General features: G+C 66.4%; 14 protein-coding genes. 12 read left to right on the top strand and 2 right to left on the bottom strand.

The genetic code is table 11. The annotated features are described in order from the left end of the window. The first annotated feature begins 6 nt into the window (after positions 1-6). The 11 genes from AC5P99_RS10620 (at position 7) to AC5P99_RS10570 (ending at position 7,861) form a co-directional block, all read left to right on the top strand. Positions 7-336 (top strand): hypothetical protein, encoded by a 330-nt coding sequence (locus AC5P99_RS10620; protein ID WP_495213141.1) that lies wholly within the window; start codon positions 7-9, stop codon positions 334-336. Between the two features lie 117 nt (positions 337-453). Continuing rightward, positions 454-1,008, top strand: a complete 555-nt coding sequence (locus AC5P99_RS10615; RefSeq protein ID WP_495213140.1) for a hypothetical protein — start codon at positions 454-456, stop codon at positions 1,006-1,008. After that, positions 1,005-1,595 (top strand): phage baseplate assembly protein V, encoded by a 591-nt coding sequence (locus AC5P99_RS10610; protein ID WP_099530046.1) that lies wholly within the window; start codon positions 1,005-1,007, stop codon positions 1,593-1,595. The genes AC5P99_RS10615 and AC5P99_RS10610 overlap by 4 nt, the downstream gene beginning before the upstream one ends. Positions 1,596-1,647: 52 nt before the next feature. Further along, positions 1,648-1,986, top strand: coding sequence for a GPW/gp25 family protein (locus AC5P99_RS10605; RefSeq protein ID WP_005408332.1), 339 nt, complete (start codon positions 1,648-1,650; stop codon positions 1,984-1,986). Between the two features lie 2 nt (positions 1,987-1,988). Beyond that, positions 1,989-2,885: a baseplate assembly protein gene (locus AC5P99_RS10600; protein WP_005412462.1), complete on the top strand. Its 897-nt coding sequence runs from the start codon at positions 1,989-1,991 to the stop codon at positions 2,883-2,885. Between the two features lie 223 nt (positions 2,886-3,108). After that, entirely contained in the window at positions 3,109-3,657 is a 549-nt protein-coding gene (locus AC5P99_RS10595) for a phage tail protein I (RefSeq protein WP_134948479.1), read from the top strand. A gap of 7 nt (positions 3,658-3,664) precedes the next feature. Further along, positions 3,665-5,350: a phage tail protein gene (locus AC5P99_RS10590; protein ID WP_495213139.1), complete on the top strand. Its 1,686-nt coding sequence runs from the start codon at positions 3,665-3,667 to the stop codon at positions 5,348-5,350. After that, positions 5,265-6,128 (top strand): hypothetical protein, encoded by an 864-nt coding sequence (locus tag AC5P99_RS10585; protein ID WP_495213138.1) that lies wholly within the window; start codon positions 5,265-5,267, stop codon positions 6,126-6,128. Before AC5P99_RS10590 ends, AC5P99_RS10585 begins: the two co-directional genes overlap by 86 nt. Positions 6,129-6,130: 2 nt before the next feature. Next, complete coding sequence (locus AC5P99_RS10580; RefSeq protein WP_005408323.1) at positions 6,131-6,598, top strand: phage tail protein; 468 nt, start codon at positions 6,131-6,133, stop codon at positions 6,596-6,598. Beyond that, the gene (locus AC5P99_RS10575; protein ID WP_088436025.1) at positions 6,582-6,797 is read left to right on the top strand and encodes a tail protein X; all 216 of its coding nucleotides are present in this window, start codon (positions 6,582-6,584) and stop codon (positions 6,795-6,797) included. The genes AC5P99_RS10580 and AC5P99_RS10575 overlap by 17 nt, the downstream gene beginning before the upstream one ends. Then, complete coding sequence (locus AC5P99_RS10570) at positions 6,788-7,861, top strand: phage late control D family protein (protein ID WP_051187995.1); 1,074 nt, start codon at positions 6,788-6,790, stop codon at positions 7,859-7,861. The genes AC5P99_RS10575 and AC5P99_RS10570 overlap by 10 nt, the downstream gene beginning before the upstream one ends. 30 nt (positions 7,862-7,891) lie before the next feature. Here the strand turns inward: AC5P99_RS10570 and AC5P99_RS10565 are convergent, their stop codons facing one another. Next, the gene (locus AC5P99_RS10565) at positions 7,892-8,272 is read right to left on the bottom strand and encodes a tautomerase family protein (protein ID WP_172963519.1); all 381 of its coding nucleotides are present in this window, start codon (positions 8,270-8,272) and stop codon (positions 7,892-7,894) included. Between the two features lie 399 nt (positions 8,273-8,671). Between AC5P99_RS10565 and AC5P99_RS10560 the strand changes: the two genes are divergently transcribed. Next, positions 8,672-9,844 carry a site-specific integrase gene (locus tag AC5P99_RS10560; protein WP_495213137.1) on the top strand — a complete coding sequence of 391 codons (1,173 nt, stop codon included), beginning with the start codon at positions 8,672-8,674 and terminating at the stop codon, positions 9,842-9,844. Here the strand turns inward: AC5P99_RS10560 and AC5P99_RS10555 are convergent. Further along, positions 9,841-10,314, bottom strand: coding sequence for an Arc family DNA-binding protein (locus AC5P99_RS10555; RefSeq protein WP_495213136.1), 474 nt, complete (start codon positions 10,312-10,314; stop codon positions 9,841-9,843). The two genes, AC5P99_RS10560 and AC5P99_RS10555, sit on opposite strands and share 4 nt — an antisense overlap. Positions 10,315-10,401: the final 87 nt, after the last annotated feature.

The raw sequence follows: 10,401 nt of genomic DNA, 5'->3' as shown, positions 1-10,401 counted from the left end.
AGACCCATGCCAAGACTCCTGGTCGTGATCGCGGCGACGCTGACGCTGAGTTCGTGCGCATCTGGCGCGAGGCCAACGCCGGCCACGCCCTGCCGCGCTGACCTCAGCATCGCACCTGCCCAGCTGCTTCCCCCACCCCGCCTGCCGGACCTGCACGCAGCCAGCGATGACGCGCTGCTGCGCAATCACGTTGCGGTCGCACAGCAGTACCACGCGCTGGCCGACCAGCTGAGTGCGCTGCTGTGCAGCCTCGGCAGCCAGCGCGGCATCACCATCAATGGCGCCGCGCCGGCAGCACCCGCCGACTGCGGCAACAGTGCCACTCCCACGCACTGAGCCTGCCGGATACGGCCACGCCTGCAATGCCACCCCACCGCGGTGATGGCAACACTGGCTGCAGACCGCGCGCGCCGCACGGGCCACGCCCTTCTTCCCTTCCCTGCATGAGCTGACATGGCGAACGATCCCTTCCCTCCCACGCTCGATCCGCTGATTGCCGCGATCGAAGCCGCAATCCGCGCACGCTTTCCGGGGTTTGCAAGCGTCGAGTTCCATCGCGAAGCCAACGCCGAGGGGATGCCCCTGCCGTCCTGCCTGCTGGCGATGACCCGCTGTGACCGCAGCAGGGACAACAATGATGGCAGTGGCCTGCTGCAGGCCACGCTGCGCTTCGAAGCGCGCATTGCGCTGCCGGCGACCGATGCAACCACAGCGCTGCAGCTGCGCAACGCGGCCCTCGCCCTGGCGACCTGGCTGCACCAGCTCGGCCGCTTCCCCGGCGTTGCCAGCGGTGCGATCGATGTGATTGCAGCATTGCCGGAAGACCCCGCGGCGGCACAGCCGGGCCTGCGCACCTGGATCGTCGAGTGGTCACTGCCGGTCGCGCTGGGCGACAACCCCTGGGACGACGCTGGCGGCGTGGTGCCGCAGGCGTGCTACAGCTTCGCGCCGGAGATCGGCCGCGTCCATGAGTCCCGCTACCAGCCATTGCCGGAGCGCGCACCATGAGCGCCGAACACGCGCGGTTGATCGGCAACCTGCTGATGATCGGTGTGGTACGCGAGCTGGACGAAGCGAACGGACGCGTTCGCGTCGATGCCGACGGCATGCTTACCGACTGGATTCCCTGGCTGGAGCGCCGCGCCGGACCTGGCATGCGCAGCTGGTGCGCGCCCGAACCAGGCGAGCAGGTCGTGCTGGCGTGCCCCTATGGCGACCCCGGCCAGGCGCTTGTACTCGGCAGCCTGTACCAGGACCGCTTTCCGCCGCCGGCCGACTCGCGCCTGCGGCAACGCACCGCGTTCGCCGACGGCAGCAGCGTCGAGTACGACCAGGAAACCACCACGCTCAACGTCCATGTCGGCAGCGGCAAGGTCATCGTCACCTGCGCGAATGCACAGGTGATCGCCAGCGAATCGATCGTGCTCGATACACCCTCGATCAAGGCGACCGGCGATCTGGATGTCAGCGGCGCGATCAGCGCCGGCAAGGACATCAGCACACCGGGCGAAGTCAAGGCCGGTGCCATCGGCCTGAAGGCACACACGCACACCGCACAGGGCCCAACCGCCCCGACCACGCCGGCCCAGGCCTGAGCGGCCACGCCTGCAATGCCCTGAAAAACCGCACTCCACGACGATAGAGGCCATGCGAGGAATCGACGCCAACACCGGCAAATCACTGGATGGGCTCGCCCATCTCCACCAGTCCGTGCGTGACATTCTCACCACGCCCCTTGGCTCCCGCGTACTGCGCCGCGAATACGGTTCACGCGTGTTTGAACTGATCGATGCGCCGACCAACCGCTCGCTGCGCATGGACCTGATCGCGGCCACCGTCGACGCGCTGGCGCGATGGGAACCGCGTCTCCACGTCGAGAACGTCGACGTCTCCCTCCCCGCCCCCGGCGTGATGATCCTGGCAGTGACCGGGATCCACCTGCCGGACGGCGAGGCCATCACCATCGAAGGAATCGAGGTTCGCTAACCGTGGCATCCGGCTCGTTCACCAGTGTCAATCTGTCCCAGCTGCCTGCACCGGCGGTCATCGAAGTGCTCGATTTCGAAGCCATGTTCGATGAATCGCTGACCGCACTGCAGGCCCTGGATCCCACTTTCGACGCGCTGCTGCCGTCGGACCCGGCCTTCAAGATCCTGGAGGTCTGCACCTACCTGCGCCTGCTCGATCGCCAGCGTGTCAACGACGCCGCGCGTGGCGTGATGCTGGCCTATGCCGGTGGCAGCGACCTGGACCACCTCGCCGCGATCTTCGGCGTCGCCCGCCAGGTGCTCGACCCGGGCAGGCCGCAGGAAGGCATTCCACCGCGATATGAGAGCGATGAGGACTTCCGCCGCCGCATCCAGCTGGGCCCGGAAGGGTTCAGCGTGGCAGGGCCGGAAGGTGCCTATGTATTCCATGCGCTGAGCGCCGACCCGCGCGTGCTCGACGCCAGTGCGACCAGTCCCGCCCCCGGCGAAGTGGTGGTCTCGGTGCTGTCGCGCGAAGCGGATGGAACCGCCACCCAGGGCCTGCTCGACATCGTCGAGGCGAAGCTGAGCGCCGATGACGTGCGACCGCTGACCGACCACGTGCTGGTGAAGCCGGCCACGATCGTCACCTACTCGGTCGACGCCACGCTGTTCACCTTTGCCGGCCCGGATTCGCAGGTCGTGCTTGCCGAAGCGCGCACCCGCCTGGACCGCTACATCAGCGAGTCACATCGCCTCGGCCGCGATGTCACCCGTTCGGGGTTGTTCGCCGCATTGCATGCCGAGGGCGTGCAGCGCGTGGAGATCGTCCATCCGGCTGCAGATGTGGTGGTGGACCGAACCCAAGCCACCCACTGCGCCGGCGTGACTCTGACCCACGGCGGCACCGATGAATGAGCCGAGCACGCGCCTGATCAACGCGCGGCTGCGCGGCGCGATCGATGGCCGCAACCGCACCTTCCGCCACCCCGGCGGCGCGCTGGCGAGCCTGCAGGCGGTGTACCGCACCGATGCACGGGGGCGGCAGCCGCTGCAGGGCAGCGTCATCGAGGGCAGCCGGGTCACCCTGGCCGCTGCACCGGCGCCCGGCGAGGTCATCGATGGTGACGCCCAGGTGGTGGTGCCCTCGGCGGCGAACCTGCTGCCCGCCAACGCCACCCACGCCGAGCGCGCGCTTGCCCGCGCCATCGTTGCGCGTCCGTTGCCGGTGGACATCACCGCGCTGTGGGATGCCGACCGCTGTCCGACCGCACTGCTGCCCTGGCTGGCCTGGGCACTGTCGGTGGACGAATGGAAGGCCTACTGGCCCGAAGCGGTGAAACGCGCACGGGTGCGCACGGCCATCGCCATCCAGCGCCGCAAGGGCACCGCCGGCAGCGTGCGCGACGTGGTGGCCGCCTTCGGCGGCTCGGTGCTGATCCGCGAGTGGTGGCAGCTGCAGCCCAAGGGCGCGCCGCACACCTTCGAAGCGGTGATGACCATCGCCAACCAGGATGGCCAGTCCGCCACGGCGATGTTCGTCGAGGACGTCATCGGCGAAATCACCCGGACCAAGCCGGTGCGCTCGCATTTCACCTTTACCCAGGGCATGCAGGCCGACGCCGCCATCGGCGCACTTGCAGCCGCCCACGCCACGGCCTTCCGCCGCCTTCAACTGATCGGAGAGTAACCCCCGCATGCGCCTGAAAATCACCGATGCCGGCTTCGCCAAGCTGGTCAATCCGCCGAACACCGGCACCAACGCCGTGCTGATCACCCAGATCGGCCTGACCTCGACCGCCTTCGTGCCTTCCGCGGGGCTCACCGCACTGCCCGGCGAGATCAAGCGCGTCGCCACCTTCGGCGGCCAGGCCGTGGGCGATGACACCGTGCACGTCACCATCCGCGACGACAGCGCCACCTCCTACACGCTGCGCGGCTTCGGCCTGTACCTGGCTGACGGTACGCTGTTCGCCAGCTACGGCCAGGCCGATCCGATCATGGAGAAGTCGGCCGCATCGATGCTGCTGCTGGCCACCGATACCCGCTTCAGCGGGATCGACACGACGCAGATCCAGTTCGGCGATGCCGGCTTCCTCTATCCACCGGCCACCACCGAGGTCGTCGGCGTGGTCGAGCTGGCCACCAGCACCGAAGCCGAAGATGCGACCGACACCCAGCGCGCAGCTACCCCGCGTGGCGTGCGCGCTTACACCGACAAGCGCTTCGGCGCCAGCGCCCCGACCGCGCTGGCGAAGACACTGCTGTCTGCGGCGAACACCGCGGCGGCGCGCACTGCGCTGGAACTGAAGAGCGCCGCACTGAAGGACACCGGGCATGGCAACGGCCTGGACGCCGACACCCTGGACGGCAAGCACGCCTCCGAGTTCGCCCTGGCCGGTGACTTCGCCACCGTGGGCCACAAGCATGTGATTGCCGATGTGACCGGGCTGCAGTCGGCACTGGATGGCAAGGCGTCCAGGGGCGGCAACACGTTCACCGACCAGCAGTTCATCAGCGGCACGTATCCGTTGCTGGGCTTCGGTGCCGCCGGTGCCGAGCAGTCCTTCATTGGCGGCTGGGCAAATTCCAGCCTGTGGCGCGTGTGGAGCGCGGACCGCAGTGCCAGCAGCGAGATAACCATCAAGCATGGTGACACGCCGCGCTGGAACGGCTCGCCGATGTGGCATGCCGGGAACTTCGCGCCTGAAGCGAAGATGGACAAGAGTGGCGGGACGTTCACCGGCGCGGTTTCCATCTCCAACAACTCGCTGCGCCTGTCCGGCTGGGGCAGCACGCTGACCGATGGTGTCATCTACTTCGGCACCGGTGACAGCTACATTTTCAAGTCAGGTTCCTCCTTCACCTTCCGCAATGTGGAGGGTGCCTATAGCGCAACGCTCAGCGCAGGCGGGAACATCTGGACCAGCGGCAACTTCGATCCCGGCGGGGGCCGCGGTCAAGCTGACCGAGCTGTTGAACGGGGTTACCTCGTTCGTGCAGGAAAACCCGAAGCTGATCGCCAACACCACGCAGATCGTGGTCGGCATGCTGGGCATGCGCGCGGCGGTACTCGGCGCTCGCTATGCCTGGACCTTCCTGCAGGGCCCGGTCCTGGGCGTGCAGAAGGCCTTCCAGCTGTTCCGTGGCGGCAGCCTGCTGGCACAGCTGGGGCGCTTTGGGCCGATGGCCATGCGCTTGGCATCGGGTTTCCGCATCGTCGCAACTGCCATTGGTGCCATCGGCGGTGGCCCCATCGCCGTTGCCGTCGCCGCCATCACCGCCGGCGCCCTGCTGGTGCGCAAGTACTGGGAACCGATCAAGGCATTCCTGGGCGGCGTCTGGGAAGGCCTGAGCGGTGCAGGCACCGCAGCGATGGGTGAACTGATGCGCGCGGTTGAACCACTGCGCCCCGCCTGGGAAGTCATGAGCGGGCTGATCGGCCAGGCCTGGGACTGGCTGTCGAAGATGCTGGAACCGGCGCAGTACACCGGCAATGAATTGTCACGCGTCGCCCAGATCGGCTCGCTGGTGGGTGAGGCGCTGCTGACCAACTTCCGGCTGGTGATCCAGGTCATCGGCGGCGTGGTGGGGGCGGTGGTGTGGCTGGGCGAGATGCTCGGCACCGTCGCCGGCTTCATCAACGAAACCCTTGGCAACATCTGGGAGTCGATCAGCCAGAAGGCGACCGCAGCGTTCGACCGCATCCTGGAAAAGCTCAAGCCAGTCATCGAAGGCGTCGGCTGGTTCATGGACAAGCTTGGTGGTGGCGTAGGGGCTGCCAACGACAAAGCGCTGGAGGTCGCCGAGGGCGGGCTGCAGACCGCAGTGGGCGCCGCCAACATCTACAGCGGCATGAAGGCGCGCGGCGGTGGTGGCATCGGCGACATGGCGCGCGTTGCGTACGCGGTCGGCACCAACGACAACGATGGCCTGAACCGCCGCATGGCCGAGCTGAGCGGCGCGCAGGGACGCCGTGCGCCGGACATGCCCTCGCCCACGATGCGCGCACCGACCACCGTGCAGCAGCAACAGACCAACAACATCACCATCCACCAGCAACCCGGTGAATCCAGCGAATCGGTGGCGCGCCGCACGGCCGATGAGCTGCAACGTCGCAACGCGGTTGCCGCCCGTGGTGGCCTGGCAGACAGGAACTGAGCATGAAACGCGAATTCGTAACCGGCACTGTGGACAAGCTGCTGTCGCAGTTCAAAGCCAATGACTCCGGCAACGCCCCGGTGCTGCTGATGCTGGGCGGCTTCAAGTTCAGCCTCAACACCGCGGTCTTCCGGGAGATCCAGCAATCCAACGAGTATCGCTGGCAGGCGCAGGACCGCATCGGCCAGATGGCGGCCCTGCAGTACACCGGCCCGGGCTCAGCCAGCATGACCCTGCCGGGCGTCATCTACTACCAGTTCCGCGGCGCCGGCAATGAGCTCTCACAGCTGCGCAAGCTGGCCGCGCAGGGCACGCCTCATCGACTGCTGACCGGCAAAGGCGGCAACCTGGGCCTGTGGGTCATCGAGAAGATCGATGCCACCGCCAGCGAGTTCACCGCCGACAGCGCGATCCTGAAACAGGAATTCACCCTTTCACTGCGGAAGCACAGCAATGGCACGAACGTATAGCACCCGCGACGGCGACGTCGTAGACCGTATCGCGTACGCGCATTATGGCGAGCAGTCACCGCCCATCCTGCGCGCGGTGTTCGATGCCAACCCGGGCCTGGCCGCACGCGGCCCGGTACTGCCTGCCGGCGTAGCGATCACCCTGCCGGAGGTGCAGCGCCCGGCCAGCGAGCGCAAGGGAGTCGCCCTGTGGGATTGAACATCACACCGGCCTTCCGCGTGGTGGCCAACAGCCAGGACATCACCGACAAGATCATGGCGCGCTTCAAGTCGCTGCGCATCACCGACGAGACCGGCAACACGTCCGACACGCTGGAACTGCAGCTGGCCGACCACGATCCGTCCGATCCGATCCAGCTGCCACCGGTTGGCGCGGAACTGGAGGCCTTCATCGGCTATGACGGCGAAGTGCGGCGCGTAGGCCTGTACATCTGCGACGAGGTGGAGATCTCCGGCTTTCCCGGCAGCATGACGCTGCGCGCCCGGGCGGCACCGTTCGAGACCAGCAAGGGGGGCAAGAGCGACCTGCAGACGCAGAAGACACGCACCTGGAAGAAGGGCACCACGATCGGCGACATGGTGCGACGCATGGCCGGCGAGCATGGGCTGAACGCAGCGGTGAGCGCATCGCTGGCGTCCATCGTGCTGCCGCTGACGGTGCAGTCGCAGGAGTCGGACATGAACCTGCTGCTGCGCCTGGCCAAACAGCACGATGCCATCGCCAAGCCCGGAGGCGGGCGCCTGGTGTTCGTGAAGCGGGGCGAATCCACCAGCGCCAGCGGCGAGCGCATTCCCGATGTCACCCTCACCCCGGCCGATGGCAGCGACTACCGGGTAACCCTTGCCGCACGCGAAGATGCCGGTACCACCATTGCGTACTACCGCGACGTGCGCAGTGCCAAGCGCCAGGAAGTGAAGGTCGGCAGCGGTGAACCGATCATGCGCCTGCGCATGGCCTATGCCGACCGGGAGAGCGCAGAAGCGGCGGCGCGCGCCAAGCATCGCGAACAGGCACGGCAGACGCGGACGCTCAGCTACACCCTGCCCGGCCGCGAAACACTGATGGCCGAAGCCACCGTGGTGATGCAGGGGTTCCGCGAGGGCGTGGATGGGCAGTGGCTGGTCAAGCGTGCCGAGCACAGTATCGGCAGCGAGGGCTACGTCACGCGCATCGAATGCGAACAACCCAACAGCGCCGACGCAGTAAAAGCGGCCAGCAATGCCCCGGCCAGCGAAGGCGAACAGGTCGGCAGCGAAGTGTAGATTCACGCCATGCGTGGTGCTTTCCGCGCATCAACTCACGTACTGCGCCACGCCATTACCGAACGACCAGTTCTCCTTCTTTACTTCAACAAGATTGATGAACACATCCTCGCGGCGGATGCCCACCGCCGCGTGCAGTCCATCGGCGATGCCGGCGTACAACGCCTTCTTCTGCTCCAGCGTACGCCCTTCGTTCCAGGTGATCTGGATGCAGATGAAATCGTCGGTGCGGTTGACGCCCAGGTATCCGGGGTCGTAGATGAGCGTGCCGGCGTCGTGCTGCTGGAAGATCTGGAAGCGGTCGTTCTCCGGCACGCCCACCGCGCGCATGGCCTGGTAGATGGCTTCGCCGACACGTTGCAGGTAGTCGGCGGATTTACCTTTGCGAAGATCGATGCGGGCGAGCGGCATGGTGGCACTCCAGGGAATGGGGGCACGGCACTGCCTCGAGAGTACGCCGGCCGTGAACCACGGAACAGCGCATGGATGGAATCCTGTGCCCGCATCGGTGAAGTGCGTCCCCCGAGCGCTTCGCGCGGTTGAGGGAGCCGGTGAGTCGCGCTTCCAACGATGCCGGAAAGCCGCGCTGATGGTCAGGCAACAAAAAAGCCCCCATTTCTGGAGGCTTCTTTCGTTCTGCAACATGGTGGGCGGTACAGGGATCGAACCTGTGACCCTTGCCGTGTGAAGGATGGCATAGGCCCTTATGGCACAAGGCATTCATCCAGATACCCTTGATTTCCAGTGTCGTTGCGTCCCACTGAATTTGGCCGCACACTGCAATTTGCACTTACGACGCACTTACGGGACATGGGAACCAAGCTGACGATCCGCGCCGTGGAGCTGGCCCAGCCCAGCGAGAAGCCCTACGAGATCAGCGACAGCGACATGAAGGGCCTGCTGCTGCGGGTGCAGCCCTCTGGCGTGAAGTCCTACATCGTGACCTGGGGGCGCGGGAAGCGGCGAACGCTCGGCAAGCACCCGGTGATGACGCTGGCCGGCGCGCGCGCCGCGGCCCTTGCCGCCCTGTCGGAGGCGTCCCAGCATGGCGCCCCGCTCGCCGTGGTCGCCCCCAAGAGCGAACTCACCGTGGCCGACGCCTGCCGCGACTACGTGACCGCCCTGGAGAAGGATGGGCGCAAGACCGCAGCGGATGACGCCAAGCGCCGGTTTGAGCGCTGCCTCTACGGCGACAAGCTAGGCAAAGTGCGCCTGAAGGATCTCCACCAGGATCACATCGAGGCCTGGCGCGACCGGGTGGAGAAAGGCGACCTCCCGCCGCTGCCAGTGAAGCGCGGCCGGCCACCGGTGGCGAAGCCGCTGGCACGCTCCAGCATCAACCGCATCCGCACGACGCTGGTGGCCGCACTGAACCACGCTGTGGCCCGCCGCAAGGCTTCCCCCGACCTCGCCTTCGAGTGGAACGCCGTGAAGCCGCTGAAGGATGCCGGCCAGCGCCGTGGCCTGTACCTGGAGCGGGAGCAGCGGCGCGCGCTGCTGGAGGCCGCTGAGGGGCCTGTGCGTGACCTGATCGAGTGTGTGGCGCTGACCGGCTGCAGGCCGGGCGATCCGTCGCTGTGCCTGCGCTCGGACTATGACGGCCGCACCGCCAGCGTGAGGTTCCGCAGCAAGGACCACGACCGCAAGATACCGCTCTCCCCCGCTGCCACTGCGTTGTTCGACCGTCTGGCCAAGGGGAAGCTGCCCAAGGCGCACCTGTTCACCCAGGACGGGAAGAAGGTGTGGACGCCTACCGACTGGAGCGAGCTTGTCCGTGATGCCGCTGCGCGCGCTGGGCTACCTGCCGGTGTGACGCTCTACACGCTACGCCACTGCTGGATCACCGACGCTATCGTGGGCGGTATGGACCTGCTGACGGTGGCGAAGCTGGCCGGTACGTCGCTGGCGATGATCGAGAAGCACTACGGCCACCTGGTGCAGGGTGCCGCTCGGGACAAGCTCGCGCAGGTGCAGTTCCTCTAACGCTGTACCAGCAACCCCCACTTCTCAGCACGGTCGCGGATCTCATCCACGGCGGAGTCTTCGCCCTTGACCTCTGCAATGGACAGCTCCGACAGCAGCACCGTCGCCGCATCTACGGTGTTCTGGAACATGTCCCTCGCCTCAATGGCATCTGCTAGAGCTTCTTCGACAGAGCGCCCCGCCGCCTGCCTGGGGTAGCTACCCGTGCCGCCGCTCTTGATTCGTCCCCGCAGTTCATCGACAGCCCGGGACAGCATCTCAACAGTGGACTGAGCCAACTCCCGCTCGGCGGCTATTTGCGCGCGCAGCCCCATGCTCCCGAGTTGGGCCATCGGATTCAGAGATTGCTCCAACCGGTGAACGATCTCTGCGTTCATCGACCGACCGGTGATTCCGGTGAATTTCACCAATCGCTGATGAAGGTCTGCTGGCAGGCGGAGCTGGGTCTTGATCATTTCGGGCTGGCTCATTCAGAAATTATGCCACTAAAACAGAGTCAAACTACTTGACACTAAAATAGGTGCACGTCAGGATGCACCTACGGTAGTGGCATGCGC

This window comes from Stenotrophomonas sp. YJH_SMC_80, from assembly GCF_059372495.1.
The sequence above is the reverse complement of the archived record's forward strand: the minus strand, read 5'-3'. Positions and strand labels throughout refer to the sequence as shown.

What these genes read in the sequence shown, in the direction of transcription:
- AC5P99_RS10620 (WP_495213141.1), top strand. Translation starts at nt 7, where the DNA reads ATGCCAAGACTCCTGGTCGTGATCGCGGCGACGCTGACGCTGAGTTCG.
- AC5P99_RS10615 (WP_495213140.1), top strand. Translation starts at nt 454, where the DNA reads ATGGCGAACGATCCCTTCCCTCCCACGCTCGATCCGCTGATTGCCGCG.
- AC5P99_RS10610 (WP_099530046.1), top strand. Translation starts at nt 1,005, where the DNA reads ATGAGCGCCGAACACGCGCGGTTGATCGGCAACCTGCTGATGATCGGT.
- AC5P99_RS10605 (WP_005408332.1), top strand. Translation starts at nt 1,648, where the DNA reads ATGCGAGGAATCGACGCCAACACCGGCAAATCACTGGATGGGCTCGCC.
- AC5P99_RS10590 (WP_495213139.1), top strand. Translation starts at nt 3,665, where the DNA reads ATGCGCCTGAAAATCACCGATGCCGGCTTCGCCAAGCTGGTCAATCCG.
- AC5P99_RS10580 (WP_005408323.1), top strand. Translation starts at nt 6,131, where the DNA reads ATGAAACGCGAATTCGTAACCGGCACTGTGGACAAGCTGCTGTCGCAG.
- AC5P99_RS10575 (WP_088436025.1), top strand. Translation starts at nt 6,582, where the DNA reads ATGGCACGAACGTATAGCACCCGCGACGGCGACGTCGTAGACCGTATC.
- AC5P99_RS10565 (WP_172963519.1), bottom strand. Translation starts at nt 8,272, where the DNA reads ATGCCGCTCGCCCGCATCGATCTTCGCAAAGGTAAATCCGCCGACTAC.
- AC5P99_RS10560 (WP_495213137.1), top strand. Translation starts at nt 8,672, where the DNA reads ATGGGAACCAAGCTGACGATCCGCGCCGTGGAGCTGGCCCAGCCCAGC.
- AC5P99_RS10555 (WP_495213136.1), bottom strand. Translation starts at nt 10,314, where the DNA reads ATGAGCCAGCCCGAAATGATCAAGACCCAGCTCCGCCTGCCAGCAGAC.